The sequence below is a fragment of the Chryseobacterium sp. YR221 genome, assembly GCF_900176315.1.
Taxonomy (GTDB): Bacteria; Bacteroidota; Bacteroidia; order Flavobacteriales; family Weeksellaceae; genus Chryseobacterium; species Chryseobacterium rhizosphaerae.
This window is the reverse complement of record NZ_FWXM01000004.1, coordinates 519,639-536,419: the sequence shown is the minus strand read 5'-3', so window position 1 is coordinate 536,419 and position 16,781 is coordinate 519,639. Positions and strand designations below refer to the sequence as shown.

Sequence of the window (16,781 nt, the reverse complement as noted above, 5' to 3'; positions counted from 1 at the left end):
TGTCTTATCATGTAGAAAGGCGAAGCAACAAAAAAAATAATTTAAATTTTATCAACTGACAATCAATTGTTTACAATTATTTAATATTATTTTTAAGTACTTTGTATTGCATGATACTGTTTTTATTATATATCTTTGCAATGTTAAATAATAACCCATACAAGCTATTACCAATTAAAAAATAATGATCATGAAAACTCAAATTCTAATTGCAGCCCTATTTTTCAGCGGATTCGTTAGTGCCCAGCAATCTAAGGATAGCCTGAAAGTAAAGAATATTGAAGCGGTCAATATCAAGAAGCAGGTTTTCAAAAAACAGGGAGACCGTCTTGTTTACGATGTAGCATCTTCCCCTATCGCTAAAGGAACCAATACATTCAATCTTTTGAAGCAAACTCCAATGATTTCCAGTATAGACGGAAAAACACTGAAGATCTTAGGAAAGTCTGATGCGATTATTTATATCAACAACAAAAAATCAAATATGGATTCCGAGGCATTGATTGAAATGCTGAAGTCTACTCCATCAGAAGATATTCAGAAAATTGAGGTGATTACTGTTCCGGGAAGTGAATTCCAGGTAGAATCTAAGGAAGGAGTGATCAATATTGTCATGAAAAAGAATAAAAATAATGGCTACAATGGAACCATGAAGATGAATAACGAACAGGGGTACTACAATAATCCATCAGCCGGTGCCTCTTTTAATTTCAGACAGGGTAAGTGGTCCGGAAACTCAAATTTCAGAATGGGAAGCTGGACAGAGAGACAGAAGTATACCTTGTCTAACGGTGATCCTAATTTTAGAAATGAGTCTTTCGGATACAATGATGATCCCAACAAAAACTTCGGCGGAGGATTCAATGTTGATTATGAGATCAATAAGAAACAAAGTATCGGGTTCTCTTACAATATGAGATATAATAAAAGTTTTCATTCTATTCTGGATATAACCAACTGGCAGGACGGGGCTTTAACCGACAGAACTGTAAATAATGAAGATGCACAGACCAGAAATCATACGTTTAATTTAAATTATGAAATAAAGACAGACTCTCTGGGCAGTAAGCTTACTTCTAATGTATCTTATCTTTGGTTCAACAGAGACAAAGCCAGCTTTAATGAAAGCTTCCCATTAGACAGTGATCCTGATAATAAATATTCAGCCCTATATCAGTCTGTACCGCAAATCATCAACAACTATGCAGCCAATATAGATTATCTGAAAAAAACATCTAAAGGCGCAACCTGGTTGATGGGGATCAGCTACAATCACACAAATACGGATAATGATACCAGACAGGAAAGACTAAAAAATGATGATTTTGTAGTAGATCCCAAACAGACCAACCATTTCATTTATAAAGAGAATATTTTAGGAATTTATTTAAACTATGAAAGAAAGCTGACCGAAAAGTTATCCGGAAAAGTGGGAGCCCGTTACGAAATGACCAGAAGTACAGGAGATATCCTTAACAAAACAGGATTTGAAAGAAATTATAATAACCTGTTGCCTTATCTGAATTTAAATTATGCTATCAATTCGGACCATAATCTAAGCTATACTTTTTCCAGCAGAATCCGAAGACCGAGATTCTGGGAACTGAACCCTTCCAGAACATATTTCACTCCTACGAATTATACCCAGAACAATCCATTTATATTGGCTTCAAAGTTCTATAACCAGGAACTGAATTATATGTATAAGAATGCCTACTATGCTAATTTGAGTTTTAATATGGTAGAAGATGCTTCTGCTTCTGATCTGCTTCCGTTGCAGGGAACGGTCACCGCTCCTAAAAAAGATGAAAATGGTAACATCATATATGACAATAATGGTAATAAGATCATGGAAACCACAAAATTCCTGAGATATATAAGAACCAATTATGGAAGCAACAGGGAGCTTAGCTTAACCCTTGGTATGAACAAATCATGGTTCAAAGACATATGGACGACCAATTATTCTGTCAACTTAGGCTATGTTACTTATAAAGGTGCAGTACTGGAAGATCCTACATCGGCACCGACTCCTGAAGAAACAGAAGTCCTTGAACCTTACATTATTGATGTTAAAAACTACAATATGTCTGCTACCCTTAATAATACGGTTCGCCTTTCTTCCAAAAAAGACTGGTTCTTAGGTGTCAATTACTTTTTCGCAAGTAAAGTGGCAATGGAAGGTGGTGTGATTGGGGCAAGACAAAGTTTCGATATCAGTCTGAAGAAAATTATTGGTGACTGGACTGTCATAGCGGAAGTCAATGACCTTTTTAACCAAAGTTTTTATAGAGTTAACGGAATACAACCTAACGGAACATATAATAATATAACCAACTTCAACTATCCAAGACTACTGAGTATCGGGGTTACCTACAATTTCGGGAATCAGAAACTGAAAAAAGCAAGGGAAATGAAATCAGCGAACGATGCTGTAAAATCAAGAACATAAGCTTTTAACACGACCATACATCAATCACTCTTAAAGAAAACAAACATGAAACGCACTCTCTTATCCATCGCACTTATATTCGGAACTTTCGCCTTTGCTCAGGAAAAGAAAACCGACACGACAAAGACAAAAAGCATTGAAGGAGTTACCATAACAAAACAGGTTTTTAAAAAGCAAAGTGACCGTTTTGTATATGATGTTGCAGCTTCTCCTGTTGCTAAGGGAAATACTACTTTTGATCTGTTGAAGCAGACTCCGCTTTTGTCTTCTACAGATGATAAGACACTGAAGATAGCCGGTAAAAACAATGCGCTCATCTACATCAATGGTAGAAAAACCAATATGGATTCTGAATCATTGGTCCAGTTTCTTAAAAACACTCCTGCCGAGAATATTCAGAAAATAGAAGTTATTACGGTTCCGGGAAGTGAGTATCAGGTAGAATCTTCGGATGGGATCATTAATATTGTTTTAAAGAAAAAGATGAGCGATGGTCTCAGCGGGAATATGAGATTTTCAAATACCCAAAGTAAATATAATGCAAGCCAGACCAGCTTTTCTGCCAATTACAGAAAGAATAAACTGGGCATCAGCGCCAACCTCAACGGCGGGGAAAATATCCAGGCTCAGACTTATACCTTAAGAAACGGAACTGTTGACACTTCCAATGAATCTACCGGAAATATCGATGATCCAAACAAAAACATAGGTGGTTATCTCAATATTGATTACCAGCTAACGGACAACAGTAATCTTGCTCTTTCCTGGAATACCTGGGCCAATAAAAGCTATAACTCCACAGTAAGCTTGTTCAACACCATAACCAATGGAGGAAAAACAAAATATACCTGGTCAAAAAACAAAGAAGATGCGAGATCATACAACAACTCTTTAAATTTAAATTACGAGTTAAAAACCGATTCTCTGGGCAGTAAATTAAATGTAAATGCTGCTTACCTGAATTATAAAAGATTTCAGTTTACGGACAACAGAACGTATGCCTCTAGTATCAACGGAGAGATAGGAGATAAAACTACACAGGTATTTCAGGATCTCCCTCAGATCATTAATAATTTCTCCGGAATGGTAGATTATATCCAGAAGTTTAAAAACGATCTTACTATTTCAGTAGGGGGAAATTATAATAAAACCAAAACAGACAACGATTCTAAAAGCGATACTTACTTTTTTGATCCCGTAGGTTCAAAATCAGCGCCTAACCACTTTATTTATGATGAAAACATATATGGTGTTTATATTACTGCAGAAAAAAAATTCTCGGATAAGTTCTCAGGAAAAATAGGAACCCGATATGAAATCACCAATAGCCTGGGAACTTCAGATAATGCACCTACAGAAGATCTTAAAAGGATAAAAAGAAATTATAACAATATACTTCCCTATCTAAGTTTTAATTATGCTATTAATGACAAAAACAACCTCTCCTATTCCTTTTCAAGCAGAATGAGAAGACCGAGTTTCTGGGAAATAAATCCGGTAAGAAATATCCTGACAGATGATAATTACACGCAAAACAACCCTTTTGTAAAGGCATCTTCAACATATAATCAGGAACTGACCTATATGTATAAAAATTCCTACTTCCTGATTCTTAGTCATTCATTTTTTAAAGATGCGATCACCCAGGTTCCATTACAGGGATATCCTGAATCACCTAATGGAAATCTTGGAGAAAACCCTGTATTAAGATATATCAGAACCAATTTTGGGGATAAACAGGAAATGTCTGCCATGGTAGGAATTCAGAAGTCATTTTTCAAACAATATTTGACGACCAACTTCAATATTGGGGTTCAGCATAATATTAACAACGGAAGTCTCGATACTGACCCTACAACCGGGGACCGATTCAAAAATAAGGAAGGAGACTATATCGTATATACCAATAAAACGAGCTCTACAAGTCTTTTGATTCAAACCAACAATACCATCCGTCTGGATAAAAAGAAAACCTGGTTTTTAGGTGTGAATTTCTTCTACGTAGATAAGCAGCAGATTGAACTTGGTATGTTAAAAAGTTTAATGAGCCTGGATCTCAGCATCAAGAAAACATGGAATGAATGGACGTTTGCAGTTAACGTAAATGATGTTTTAAGAACTAATATTGTTAAGATTGAAGACTTTCAGGCTAACGGAAATTACAACTACATTCATCAAAATCAATACCCTAGAAGCCTAACTGTAAGTCTTACCTATAACTTCGGAAATCAAAAAGTGAAAAAGGTAAGAGACATTGAAGGTGCTTCCGACTCTATAAAAAGCAGGACAAGATAAAAAATTATCTTTCTTCATATTCAACTCAATTATTTTGTATCATAACCCGTTGATTGATCAGCGGGTTTTTTATCTTTAGCATATGAGAAAAAAGGTAATTTTCATTGTGGCAAGTCTCCATATATTATTTCTGCTCCTGAACTGCAAAGAAAAAAAGGTAAGTCTTGGCGGTGGTATCCATTTTGACAAAGAGGAAGATATCCATTATGGAAATGATCCTGAACAGATTATGGACCTCTATCTTCCGCATGAAAACCCTTCAAAGAAAAAAGCTGCTTTTATCATTATACATGGTGGAGGCTGGCGGAGCGGAGACAAATCTCAACTGACATTCTTTACCCTTTCCATGATGCAGAAATTTCCTGATCATATTTTTGCCAATATCAATTACAGACCAGCTTCTACCACCCAATATGCTATTCCTAATCAAATGGAGGATATTAAAAATGCAGCCGGATTCCTAAAAAAGAAATTACACTATGCTCCTCAACTTATCCTTTTGGGAAACAGTGCTGGCGGACATTTATCCATGATGTACGCCTATCATTTTGATCCTTTAAAAAATGTAAAATCTGTTATCAACATCGTAGGGCCTGCTGATCTTTCTGATGAAGGTTTTAAAACCTACGAAGAGTATTCATTTGTGGAAAAACATCTTATAGATCCTAAAATCCTTCCTGCAGGGATAGCTGCCAATATTTTTTCCAGCCCTGTACAATGGATTACTCCCAATATCCCTCCTACCCTTTCTTACTATGGAAAAACAGACCGTGTCATTCCTTTGAGCCAGAAAAGGATTTTAGATTCTGTTTTGAATAAAAATAATGTGATGAATGAATCTTATGAGTTCAATGGCGGGCACCTGGATTGGGACAAGGAACCTAACAGTGTTTTTCTCATGGAGAAAATTGAGAAATTTTTAAAGCGTGTTAACTAGGAATATAGCTTACGGGAAATCCAGATGATTTAATTTTTCAGCTGTTATTTATTTTTCGGTGTTCTCCAGATAAAGCCATCCAGCAGATAATGGGTGAGCTGTGGTACTGCCAGCAACGGGATCAAAAATGGAAGAATAGTTTCTGATATTATAAAGTTCAGGGAAAAGTGTTCTTTCCATACTAACGTTTCCCACAAAAACTCTTCAAAGAAAGCGAAAGCCAAAATTACTCCTACAAATAAAAAGATTCCTGTTACAGATTTAAAGATCAGCAATCTATTCAACTGCTCGTTATCTTTCTGTTTGATTTCACGGATATAGATCAATGCAATGTATGGGATTCCATGGGAGATAACATTTAGAAAAGTAAAAATAAGATCATCATTAAAATAGACGATCCCAAAATACCATGAAAGATAGGTTCCGGTAATAAGAGATATTTTAGGGATGTTCAGCTTTCTGGTTTTCACCACATCAAAAACAGTCTTTGAAATCCATATGATCAGTATAGCAACATATAAAACAGTTATAAAGCCTGTATAATCCGGAAGTTTTTTAAACCAAGAGAATTCATTACTGACAAACCAGGTGAAAGCACGTGGTGTTTTAAACCAAAACAGCATTGGATATATGGTGGCGGCATACACCGCAACCTCATCTATTCTTTTACTCCAATTATCCGGTTCAAAGCGGGCATAAATTCTCATAAAACCATACTGCTGGCGAATAAAGTGAAAAACAGCTACTAATGCTAACACCGACCAAAATGTCAGATTGCCAAACTGAAATAAAGCAATCCCCAACAACCAGCTTAGTATCGGAATCCCCCAATACAGCAGTTTCCTTTTTTGAACCTGGCCTTTTACCAGATATGTTTTGAATAAGGTGGAATAAACATGGGCAACATCCACAAAAACAATAAGGAAGAGCCAGGTATAGAAAGAATAGCTACTTTCCAGTTCCTGAATCTGCTTTTGAAAAAGAAAGATAATCAACAGAATAAGGAATGGTGGGGATAAAATAAGCCACCAGTCTGTCTTTGCATTGTGTATCCAGGGCTGTTTCATGTGGATATTAATTTGTTTTTAATAGTCATTTACCATCTCAGTATTGTCATTTGTCCTGAAATTCTATCAGTCAAAAGTAATTTCAAATCATTTGCTCTGCAGTTCTTCTTCCCTGATAAAAAGCTTCTTCAAAAATAGATATTCCCGAAAGATCGGAATGGGCAAAGAAAACTTTACTATCTATAGGCTCTTTCGCTGTTTGGGCAGCCTCACCAAAAATCTGATCGGGAACAGGAGCAATCATAGCATGTCCTATTTTATGAAACTGCATTTCCAGAATAAAGTCTTCTATCAGCGGATGGGCTTTCTTTAAATCTTCCAGTACAGAAGCTTTAAGCTCATCTTCTTTCATTCTGTACAGTTTCTTTCTGGCTTTTCTGCAGTCATTGGTAGAGAAGCTTTTGTAGTAGGTGATCACTTTTTCACCCATAATTTGATTAACATTCTGATGCTGATCATAAATATAACCCAGACCAGCTGATCCATAAATCACATTATCCCAGGCCAGTTCTTCATCCCCTCCAAATTCATTTCTCAATATAATCGTAGTAAGTAACCAGGGAACATAGTTAAATGATGATGCTTTTTTATGATTGAAAATTCTTTCATTTACAAATTGAGGGACTGTACATAAAACCTTTTCAGCAATGATCTTTTTGGTTTTCTTCTCCACATTATCAAAGCTCAGCACTTCAACGGTTTCACCTATTTTAATATCAAAAACTAAATTTTTCGGTAATAATTTTCCTTTGGTATATTTGGAAAAATGCTGTACCAGCCTGGCATTTCCCTCCGGCCAGGTGAAGACCTGATCTTTATATCTTTTGCTCCAGTTATTTTTTCTGCCTGCAAAATAATGAATTCCCGCCCACGCAGAAACAAATTCAATCCCTAAGCCGTAGTCATCTTTGCATGAATAGTCCAGTAACCATACAAGTTCTTCCGACTGAAAATGATGTTCCTTCAACCAGTCTTTAAACAACATTTTTTCCAGCCTTAACACCTCATCTTCTCTGCTTGAATCATGAACAGGAATTGCAAACCAATACTTTCCAAGAGCATCTTTCTTCAAACGGAATGCATCCATCATCTTGAAAAAACGGTCAAGTTCTTTCTGGGTATCCACTGAGATTCCTTTTTGCGGGACAATATCATTCTGCCATGAGTTTTTGAAAAACAATCTCTCCTGTTGTGGAAAAGTCATCTGGTATTCATCAAGGACAGGCTCGCCGTGCTCATCTGTACCCAGATATATCTTACATTCCTCTAGGAAATCAATGATTTCAATATTTTCTTTGTTGGGCAAGGGTAGATAATGGGCTCCTAAAGGGAATTTGGAGAATCTATTCTGCCCGTTGGAAGAATTACCCCCTGCGTGATTTTCCATTTCTAAAACGAGATAATCGTTCTCATTATTCTGGCTGAGAAACCTGCAGGCTGAAAGTCCGGAGATTCCACCACCCACAATAAGGTATTTTGTGTGGATAACTTCGGAAAACTGTGGAAAATCTTTTGCCCATAATTTATGTCCCAAAATATGATTGGTCCCGGTAATACGAAGCAAAACCGCCTTTACCTTCTTACTACAATACTGCAGAAAAGGAAGCATTAAACTGCCCAGCAATACTGTTGTAAGAAATTCCTTCCTACTGAACTTTCCCCCACTCTTCATCGAAATAACGAACTAAAATCTGGTTATCCAGACGGTTAACTTCTACCTCTTTCACCTTCATATCCTTATTAAAGTAGGATAACTGTGAAAAATTATAGTCATAATATTTTAAATTGGGAAGCTTTCTGTAGATCATGTTATGTACCGGTTCATAGGAAGCCATTGAAAATCCCCATTCTCCGAATGAAGGAACATAGGTATGGTAAGCAGCAGTGAAAGGGAATATCTGATTCATTGTTTTCTCTATACACCAGAAAGATTTGGGAGCAAAATAGGGTGATGTTGTCTGCACTACAATTTTAGTCTCCGGTTTTGTCAGTCTTTCAAGTTCTTTATAAAACTGTAAGGAATAGAGTTTTCCAAGGCTATAATTAGATGGATCAGGAAAATCGATGATCACAACGTCAAACTTCTTTTTGCTGTCTTTTACCCATATGTAAGCATCTTTATTAATCACTTCTACCTTAGAATTGGATAAGGAACTTTGATTGAGTCTGCGCATGGTTTCATTGGTTTTGAAGAAATGAGTCATCTCCCCATCAAGATCTACAAGACTAATCTTTTTTACTTCTTTGTATTTCAGTATTTCACGGACGGCAAAGCCATCGCCTCCTCCCAGCACAAGGATGTTATCAATATTTTTCGCCATAGACATCGCAGGATGTACCAGTGCTTCATGATAGCGGTACTCATCTGTGGAAGAAAACTGTAAGTTATTATTTAAGTATAACCGAAACTCGTGGTTATTTCTGGTTAAAACAATTCTCTGGTAAGGTGAGCTTTTGGTGTAGACCACATTTTCACCATATAACTTCTCTTCAGAATAGGATAAAATGGCATCTGAAAAAATGAAAAGCCCCACCAATAAAGCAAATGCTGCTATTGATTTTATCCTTAAAGAAATCGGTTTTGATAATTCTTTTTTAAGATAAAAGCATAAAAAAATAGCAATAGAAATATTAATCAGTCCAAAAAACAAAGGGGTTTTTACAATTCCCAACTTTGGAATTAAGACTAAAGGGAAAAGGATTGATGCCAGTAAAGCGCCAATATAATCGAAGGCAAAAACGTTTGAAACTAAATCTTTGAATTTAACCCTGTCTTTTAAAATATTCATGAGCAGGGGAATTTCCACGCCCACTAAACATCCGGTAAAAAAGACAAAAAGATATAAAACACTTTCAAAGTGGGCTAATGTATTGAAGAGAACAAACAATACAACAGAGCTTATTCCGCCAATGATTCCCACCAAAATTTCAATCTCAATGAATTTATCGATGAGATTTCCTTTTATAAATTTAGCAAGATAGGAACCTACCCCCATTGAGAACAGGTAGACTCCGATGATGAAAGAAAACTGCTTAACAGAATCTCCCAAAAGATAACTTGCCAAAGCCCCGGCAACCAATTCGTAAATCAGTCCGCAGGTAGCAATGACAAATACAGAAAACAGTAACAATAGTTCAAGAGAGATTCTCTTTTTATCCATGAATTGCGGCGCTTATAATCATTGAAATTCCGATGATAAATGCTCCGAATACAATCGCCAAAGCGATATTCTTATTTTGAGAGATCTCATGCCATGTTTTTTCAGGGGTCAATTTTTCTATAATGAAATAACACACCAGTAAAATAGCGATTCCTAAAAATGAATAGAGAACCGAATTGAATATGGGTAATACGTTGAAGTTGTCCATAGTTTATAATTTATTTGTGATAGTATCTGTAAAATCCTCTTCCCGTAGAATGGGTTCTGGTAGTTCCGTCACGGTACGTTTCTGTTTTCTGGCAGTCACAGACCTGATTTCCCTGATACGTAAGGTATACAAACCAACTCAGGAAAAGCCCTCCTACCAGGGAAAGGAGCCAATTTTCTCTTATATAGTTAAAAATATTTGTGATCATGCTTGATAAGGTGAGTTTGAACTATTTTTCCACTTATTAAAATTAAAATAATAATTTCCGACGCGCATGAGCACGTAAAGAATAATCATGACGATTAATATAAACGTAAAATTCCAGAATGAAACAGGAAGCCATGTGGCTTTGATCTGGACGGAAGAATTATCTGAAGATGAGCCGGAGGAAGACCTGATGGCTTCAGCATTAATTAAAGAATCCAGTTTCTGGGTTCCAAAAGATTCTCTCATTAGCTTAGCTGTTTCCGATGAATCTTTATCCAGTGTTTTCCCGTCTGTAAAAGTGGTTGACAGTCCTTTAAAATTGTCAGTAACCCCTATAGCTCCCATTCTATCACGAGAGATTGTCACCTTTGAATCCGGTGACTGGAAATTGGTTAAAACAGGGTAAGACCCTTCATTTTCTGCTGAAATCACAAAATGGTATTTCCCTGCTCCTACTCCACAAAGGTTGAATTCTTCAGACTGGCTTCCTTCAGACCACCTTTCACCATCTTCATAACCATGATACTGTTCTATATCTTTTGAAGTATATACAGCTTCATTGGTATTTTCATTGACCAGGCTCAGCTGAACATTGGCCCACGAGTTATCAACATTCGAGAAAACATTGACCTTTAGGGGGGCTGAACCACCTGAAAGTGTAAAGCTTTTACTGATGAGTTCTTTATCCTGAACATCTGAAAAATTGACCTTCTGCTCTATAACCGTCTCATTGGTTCTGGAAGTATACACATACAGCTGGAACAAGCATATTAAAAGTCCCGCTACGCAAAAGATATTGATTGCTTCCCTCATATTCACATAATAGGGCTGGACGATTCCAATACCTGAATAGTTCGGCATATGGGAAAGCCTAAAGGCTCTTTTAATGGTATGCTTTGAAATATGAGTTCCGTAAAAGTAGTTTGTTTGTCCTCCTGAATGTTCCTGGGAAATCATATGAGTTCCATTTGCATATTCCTTGTAAGTGGCCAAGGTGAAATCAAGTTTATCTTCAAAAAAACCTGTTGCTGCATGAATACTGCATTGAGACGTTTCGTACCAGCGATAGTTTTTACCAAAATAAGTGGCCAGTTTAGCATTCTTACTCTTAAAGTCATTAGGATGCATGGAAGTAAGGAAGACCCAGTGGCCATCACTTTCACTCAGGAAAGCATCTTCTCCCTTCTGGTCTTTCAGGTAATATTCACGCCAAAAAATATTTGCTCCATATTTTCGGACGATAATGGCCACGACCGTATATTCTACATTTTCAATTTTTCCTTTTTGCCCAACGTCCAACACTACGTTTTCTGTGGGAACATTCAGGTGTTTTGAAGATTTATTGGTCGTTAACTCAATGAGGTGAGAACAAGTTTGACAAACGTATTCTTTGACGGGAAACGTAAGGTCTAATTTATTTTCTGAATCACATGCAGGGCAGACATAATGCATTTTTATCTGTAAATTTTGTGTTTTTGAATGGTATTAGCTTTAAAATATTGAATTACCTCATCTGCAATCTGTTCTACCTTTGAAGTATTGTCCTGGGTATAGTTACAAAGAAAAACGTCAAAAGTAAGCTGTTTAAATTCAGGCCAGGTATGGATACAAAGATGGGACTCCTTGAGACATACAGCGGCTGTGAAGCTCTGATTGTCAAAAATGTGATTGGTAATTCCTACAATTTCCACATCTTTAGTAGCCAGGATACTTTCTGTAAATTCCAGAAAACCCTTGCTGTCTAATAACAAATCTTCTGACTCTGTTTCCAAAGTCAGAAGAATATGTAAACCTTTACTTGATAATGGTTTCAATTAATTTTTTTCGTAAATATATTATTTTTTTGGCAGAAATACTTCAGCAAGCATACATCTTGCACTTCCACCACCATTTACTTCAATGGTAGTAAGATCTGAATAGATAATTTCACAATATTTTTCAATGGCGGCTACCTGCTCAGGACTCAAAGACTGATAAGCTGTCTGGCTCATTACCAGGAACTTTTCTCCATCTTTATTTTGAACCTGAAGCATATTTCCTGCAAACTGCTGCATTTGTTCCTCAGAAATTTCTACAATCTCTTTTCCGGAATTTTTGATCGTTTCAATTACTTTTTCTCTTTCCAGCTCATCATCAATACAATCGAGACAGATTACCACAAACTTATCTGCCACACACATCATTACATTGGTGTGATAAATAGGAAGTCTTTCTGTACCTACTGTTTGATAAGAATGAAAAACAATCGGTGTAAAACCATATTTTGCACAGAAATCTCTGAATAGCTGTTCATCCAATCTTAGAGAAACAGATCCGTAAGCAATTTTGTTATCATGATCGAAAATCATACTTCCTGTTCCCTCCAGAAAATGTCCTTGGGTTTCAGAAAATGACCAGTCATCAATTTCTGCAACATCAAACCCTTGATCCTTGATGCTTTCAATAATATCTTCTCTTCTTTCCACCCGTCTGTTGGACGCGAACATGGGGTATAAAACCACTTTCCCGTCCTTATGGAAGCTCACCCAGTTATTAGGGAATATAGAATCCGGTGTATGAGGATCCAGGGTATCTTTTATGGAGATCACATTGATTCCTTTGTTTCTCAGTTTTCCGACAAAAGTATTGAATTCAGCCAAAGCCTTAGACTGAATATCAGCTCCTGTCTGCTCAACCTGGAAATAATTGTTTTTCGCAGTTTCTGCGTTATAACCGAATGCGATCGGCTCTATCATTAATACGGTATCTGTTGTCTGCATTTTTTTTGATTTAAAATTAAAGAATAACCTCCCACTCTCCCATTCAATTACTCTCTCACAAGAGGCATGGTAGAACATCTCAATAAACCACCCATTTTAGAGATTTCTCTGTAAGGTATTTCTTCTACGGTCATTCCCCATTCATTTCTCAAATGGTTATTCATTCTTGTAAAAGCTTTATCAGACACTACAATTTCCGGTGAAATAGAGAAAATATTCGGGAACATTTCAAACATCTCATCGTCATTAATATGGAAACAGTTTTCTTCTCCAAAAATATCGATGATTAAGCGGTAATCGCTTTCGTCTACAAATCCGTTTTTATAGATGATACATTTGTCTTCTCCAATGGGGTTAAAGGTACAGTCTAAATGCAGAATTCCTTCAAATGGAACTTTATCATTTTTCTTCAATTCGAGATCAATGATTCTTTTCTTTGGAAAATATTCTTTTAAAATTTCTATGGCATATTCGTTCGTTCTTGCCGTTTTATAATTTCTGTAATCTTCGCTGAAACAAGTTCCTATAAAAAGAAAATCATTCCAGACAATTACATCACCACCTTCAATATGTGCTGTTTCCGGAAGATTGATAATTTTTCTCCAGGCTACCTTTTCAAAAACGCTCTTATATGCTTCCTGTTCATCTGCTCTGTCAGCAATCACATTGGAAATAATCATTTTATCATCAATGACAAAGGCTACATCTCGTGAAAAAACCTGATTATAATCTTTGATAATGCTAGGGCGAAGCACCTCAACATCATATTTCTTTAATACTGCCTCAAAAGCATTCATTTCATTGATAATATCCACCTCTTTAGGATAGATATTGTGTTCGATTGAGTAATATGACTTGGCGTCATAACTTTCTTCTAATGTGGGAACTGGTCCCAAAGAATTAGGCTGGCCTAGAACTACTGACTTCAGCCTTCCCGTTTCGTTTTTAATGTTTAGTCTCATAAAGATTTATGCAATACTACAAATATAAGTAAAGGACTCTACCTGCAAAACTTTTGCATTATTTTATCCGGCAATTTTGAATTTATTTATACAATAACTCCACCTGGAATTTTCACTTCCTTCTTAATATTTCGCCCCATTTTCCGGAATAAAATCAAAATTTCTTATCATCCATGATCTACAACCTACTATATTCCATCTACATAAGGATGAAAAAAAATAGCATTATTATAGAATATTTTCATACTTTAGTGATATAATTTTCGCGAAATTATAACTAAAACTTAACTACTTAACATCAAAACAACAAAATCATGAACAAGAACAATCCAATGCTGAAAAATGCACGAAAATTAGGGAGAGATCAACAGAAATCCGTTATGGGAGGAGCTCCTATCTCAACTGGCAGAAGATGCTGTGAGTGGGATGAAAATGGAGTATGCTATATCTGGACATGTGACAGATGTCATTGTCCATAAATAAATTAAGAACCTGCTTTTTCAAGCAGGTTTTCTTTTATCTTGTCCTGTTCTCCTCTTCGGTCTTCTGAATTTCTTTAGCCTGATATTTTGAACTACCGAAATTATAGCTTAATGAAAGAAAGAACCGGCTGCTGTCCCACCAATGACCTAAACGATTATCCATAATCTGTTTATGCCGGAATTCCAGGCGTTGGTCATATGAATCAAAAATATTATTATACCCAATTTTAGTATTCAGCTTATTATCCAACCAAAACTTCTGTACTGAAAGATCTACCGTGTAACGCGGTTTGATGATGTAAAGGCTGTTCCCGCTTTTGGATTCATAATTCGCAAACAGATTAATAGTATATCCTTTTGGCAGAGTGAAAACCTGGTTTAACCTGATTTCGTAATTATAAATTTTCAATGCAAAAACATCGTCAAGATAAGGTCTGAATTCATAATTATAATATCCTGCAAACTGGCTGGTTACAGTCCACCATTTCTTGATTTTCAAGGGGAAGCTGGTTTCCAGAACGGCAAATTTCCGGTAAGGAAGATTGGTTCCCAGATACTCCAGCACATTCGTTTCAGGATTATAGATTGGATAACGGGTCATTACATCTTTTTCTTTTCCCAGGGTAAAACTTGTAATCCAGTTCTTGTACCGATAAGTAGCTTTGATCTGGCTGGTAAAAGAAGGTAGCAGATAAGGGTTCCCTATCCAGTAATTCAAAGGACTAAAATAAAACCGGAAGGGGTTAAGCTGTGAAAAAACAGGTCTGGTTATTTTCCTGCTGTAGGAGAAAGACAGCTCGTTAGATGGATTAATGGTATAACTTGCACTGAAAGAGGGTAGCCATTCCAGATAATTCCTTGAAACCAGAGAGTCTACGGTAATGGCATTGGAAATACTGTTTGTATTTTCAAATCTTATTCCTGCATTGATCTGAAGTTTTCCCAACTTTTGCCTGTACGCTAGATAACCTGCCCATATTTTCTCTTTATAGGAAAATATATTGCTTCTTGCCGGATCAAATACAAACTGTCCTGCAGCTGATAAGGTATCATACCTGATATTATTATGGGTATCTGACTGGCTGTATTTAATTCCTACTTCCATATCTGCGCTTCCAATCTTTTGGGAAACATCAATTTGGCCCGTGTAAATACTAATGTTATTGAAAAGATCAGATTTCCAGTAGGATAATAATTCTGATGAGCCTTTATTTCTATTGATAAAATCGTCCTGTTGTTTGTTTTTAACGGAGAGATAATTACCCAAAAAGTCAATTTTAAATCCTTTATTCTGGAAAGAATAATTAGCCGTCATCCCATAATTATCCTGTGAATAAGAAATAGGATTTTCACTTTCGGTATGGGAAACAAGTTTCGTTTCACTTTTGTCAGCTGTATATAGAGATCCTGAGCGGATACGATCATTTTCCCGGAAGTTACCTCTTAGATTTATACTCACCCGGTTTTTATCATTCACTCTGAAATCTACTCCGGTTTGGATACTATAAACGGTTCCCCTATCTTCCTGATAGGTTTTGGTTCGCATAACATTCGTATTGGCCAGCCGTTGCAGTGCGTGATAACGGTAAGTTGAAATTCCATCATTGTATCCTGCCTGTACACTATAAGCAACCTTTCCTGTATTATATGTTAAATTCAGAGAATTCTCCCGGGTACTGAATTTGTTTATATAGAGATTTCCATTATAGCTTCCTTTCCAACCAAGGTTGGTATTCTTTTTTAGTTTAATATCAATAATCCCCTTAAATTCTGCATCATACTTTGAAGAAGGATTGGAATTCACTTCTAGAGACTCCACCATTTCTGGCGGCAAAGACCGTAAATATGCCTGTAGCTCTTGATTAGTCATCACCACAGGTTTTCCATCAATAAATATTGCCGGAGTCACTCTTCCCCCGATAAAAATCCCACCCTCCTGGTCTATGGCAACTCCAGGGGTTTTTCTAAGAACTTCAAAAAGGTTCGTTGATGTTCTAAAATCTTTATTACCGGAAACAGCCATCACCACATTTCCATCATTCAACTTGATACTACGTGAAGCAGACTGAATAATCACTTCTGAAATCGCTGTTGTTTCAGATTTGTCATCGGTAAGAGAATCTGAAACTTTTCTTTTTAAAACATCCTGAGCTTTCCCAAAAGTTGACAACAACAAAAGCAACATGAACAGCCCTAATTTAATCATCATAAATTTTAAATTTTATGAATCAAAAGTATCGGCTTAAGGTAA

General features: G+C 36.3%; 14 protein-coding genes. 4 read left to right on the top strand and 10 right to left on the bottom strand.

Annotated elements, in window-relative coordinates:
• Positions 1 to 190: 190 nt before the first annotated feature.
• The 3 genes from B8967_RS14835 (at position 191) to B8967_RS14825 (ending at position 5,684) form a co-directional block, all read left to right on the top strand.
• The gene (locus tag B8967_RS14835) at positions 191 to 2,452 is read left to right on the top strand and encodes an outer membrane beta-barrel family protein (protein WP_084086628.1); all 2,262 of its coding nucleotides are present in this window, start codon (positions 191 to 193) and stop codon (positions 2,450 to 2,452) included.
• A 45-nt stretch (positions 2,453 to 2,497) separates the two neighbouring features.
• The gene (locus tag B8967_RS14830) at positions 2,498 to 4,747 is read left to right on the top strand and encodes an outer membrane beta-barrel family protein (protein ID WP_084086592.1); all 2,250 of its coding nucleotides are present in this window, start codon (positions 2,498 to 2,500) and stop codon (positions 4,745 to 4,747) included.
• 82 nt (positions 4,748 to 4,829) lie between these two features.
• The gene (locus tag B8967_RS14825) at positions 4,830 to 5,684 is read left to right on the top strand and encodes an alpha/beta hydrolase (protein ID WP_084086591.1); all 855 of its coding nucleotides are present in this window, start codon (positions 4,830 to 4,832) and stop codon (positions 5,682 to 5,684) included.
• Between the two features lie 44 nt (positions 5,685 to 5,728).
• Here the strand turns inward: B8967_RS14825 and B8967_RS14820 are convergent, their stop codons facing one another.
• From B8967_RS14820 to B8967_RS14780, 9 genes are all read right to left on the bottom strand, one after another.
• Positions 5,729 to 6,751: a hypothetical protein gene (locus B8967_RS14820; protein WP_084086590.1), complete on the bottom strand. Its 1,023-nt coding sequence runs from the start codon at positions 6,749 to 6,751 to the stop codon at positions 5,729 to 5,731.
• Between the two features lie 82 nt (positions 6,752 to 6,833).
• A complete protein-coding gene (locus B8967_RS14815) occupies positions 6,834 to 8,423 on the bottom strand; it encodes an NAD(P)/FAD-dependent oxidoreductase (protein ID WP_084086589.1) in 1,590 nt (529 codons plus the stop codon).
• The gene (locus tag B8967_RS14810; RefSeq protein ID WP_084086588.1) at positions 8,398 to 9,912 is read right to left on the bottom strand and encodes a polyamine aminopropyltransferase; all 1,515 of its coding nucleotides are present in this window, start codon (positions 9,910 to 9,912) and stop codon (positions 8,398 to 8,400) included. Before B8967_RS14810 ends, B8967_RS14815 begins: the two co-directional genes overlap by 26 nt.
• On the bottom strand, positions 9,905 to 10,120 hold the full coding sequence (locus B8967_RS14805) for a DUF350 domain-containing protein (protein ID WP_047491518.1): 216 nt from the start codon (positions 10,118 to 10,120) through the stop codon (positions 9,905 to 9,907). The genes B8967_RS14810 and B8967_RS14805 overlap by 8 nt, the downstream gene beginning before the upstream one ends.
• A gap of 10 nt (positions 10,121 to 10,130) precedes the next feature.
• On the bottom strand, positions 10,131 to 10,328 hold the full coding sequence (locus B8967_RS14800; RefSeq protein ID WP_047491515.1) for a hypothetical protein: 198 nt from the start codon (positions 10,326 to 10,328) through the stop codon (positions 10,131 to 10,133).
• Complete coding sequence (locus B8967_RS14795) at positions 10,325 to 11,779, bottom strand: DUF4178 domain-containing protein (RefSeq protein ID WP_084086587.1); 1,455 nt, start codon at positions 11,777 to 11,779, stop codon at positions 10,325 to 10,327. Before B8967_RS14795 ends, B8967_RS14800 begins: the two co-directional genes overlap by 4 nt.
• 2 nt (positions 11,780 to 11,781) lie before the next feature.
• The gene (locus B8967_RS14790) at positions 11,782 to 12,141 is read right to left on the bottom strand and encodes an S-adenosylmethionine decarboxylase family protein (RefSeq protein WP_084086586.1); all 360 of its coding nucleotides are present in this window, start codon (positions 12,139 to 12,141) and stop codon (positions 11,782 to 11,784) included.
• A 21-nt stretch (positions 12,142 to 12,162) separates the two neighbouring features.
• Positions 12,163 to 13,086, bottom strand: coding sequence for a citrulline utilization hydrolase CtlX (ctlX, locus tag B8967_RS14785; protein WP_047491507.1), 924 nt, complete (start codon positions 13,084 to 13,086; stop codon positions 12,163 to 12,165).
• 47 nt (positions 13,087 to 13,133) lie between these two features.
• Complete coding sequence (locus tag B8967_RS14780; protein WP_047491500.1) at positions 13,134 to 14,048, bottom strand: dimethylarginine dimethylaminohydrolase family protein; 915 nt, start codon at positions 14,046 to 14,048, stop codon at positions 13,134 to 13,136.
• 314 nt (positions 14,049 to 14,362) lie between these two features.
• Between B8967_RS14780 and B8967_RS22520 the strand changes: the two genes are divergently transcribed.
• The gene (locus B8967_RS22520; RefSeq protein WP_179140062.1) at positions 14,363 to 14,527 is read left to right on the top strand and encodes a hypothetical protein; all 165 of its coding nucleotides are present in this window, start codon (positions 14,363 to 14,365) and stop codon (positions 14,525 to 14,527) included.
• Positions 14,528 to 14,564: 37 nt separating this feature from the next.
• Here B8967_RS22520 and B8967_RS14775 read toward each other — a convergent pair whose 3' ends face one another.
• Positions 14,565 to 16,739, bottom strand: coding sequence for an outer membrane beta-barrel family protein (locus B8967_RS14775; RefSeq protein ID WP_084086585.1), 2,175 nt, complete (start codon positions 16,737 to 16,739; stop codon positions 14,565 to 14,567).
• Positions 16,740 to 16,781 lie beyond the last annotated feature (42 nt).

Bases quoted from the DNA above. Each gene is read 5' to 3' on its own strand.
- B8967_RS14835 (WP_084086628.1), top strand. From the start codon at position 191: ATGAAAACTCAAATTCTAATTGCAGCCCTATTTTTCAGCGGATTCGTT.
- B8967_RS14830 (WP_084086592.1), top strand. From the start codon at position 2,498: ATGAAACGCACTCTCTTATCCATCGCACTTATATTCGGAACTTTCGCC.
- B8967_RS14825 (WP_084086591.1), top strand. From the start codon at position 4,830: ATGAGAAAAAAGGTAATTTTCATTGTGGCAAGTCTCCATATATTATTT.
- B8967_RS14820 (WP_084086590.1), bottom strand. From the start codon at position 6,751: ATGAAACAGCCCTGGATACACAATGCAAAGACAGACTGGTGGCTTATT.
- B8967_RS14815 (WP_084086589.1), bottom strand. From the start codon at position 8,423: ATGAAGAGTGGGGGAAAGTTCAGTAGGAAGGAATTTCTTACAACAGTA.
- B8967_RS14810 (WP_084086588.1), bottom strand. From the start codon at position 9,912: ATGGATAAAAAGAGAATCTCTCTTGAACTATTGTTACTGTTTTCTGTA.
- B8967_RS14805 (WP_047491518.1), bottom strand. From the start codon at position 10,120: ATGGACAACTTCAACGTATTACCCATATTCAATTCGGTTCTCTATTCA.
- B8967_RS14800 (WP_047491515.1), bottom strand. From the start codon at position 10,328: ATGATCACAAATATTTTTAACTATATAAGAGAAAATTGGCTCCTTTCC.
- B8967_RS14795 (WP_084086587.1), bottom strand. From the start codon at position 11,779: ATGCATTATGTCTGCCCTGCATGTGATTCAGAAAATAAATTAGACCTT.
- ctlX (WP_047491507.1), bottom strand. From the start codon at position 13,086: ATGCAGACAACAGATACCGTATTAATGATAGAGCCGATCGCATTCGGT.
- B8967_RS14780 (WP_047491500.1), bottom strand. From the start codon at position 14,048: ATGAGACTAAACATTAAAAACGAAACGGGAAGGCTGAAGTCAGTAGTT.
- B8967_RS22520 (WP_179140062.1), top strand. From the start codon at position 14,363: ATGAACAAGAACAATCCAATGCTGAAAAATGCACGAAAATTAGGGAGA.
- B8967_RS14775 (WP_084086585.1), bottom strand. From the start codon at position 16,739: ATGATGATTAAATTAGGGCTGTTCATGTTGCTTTTGTTGTTGTCAACT.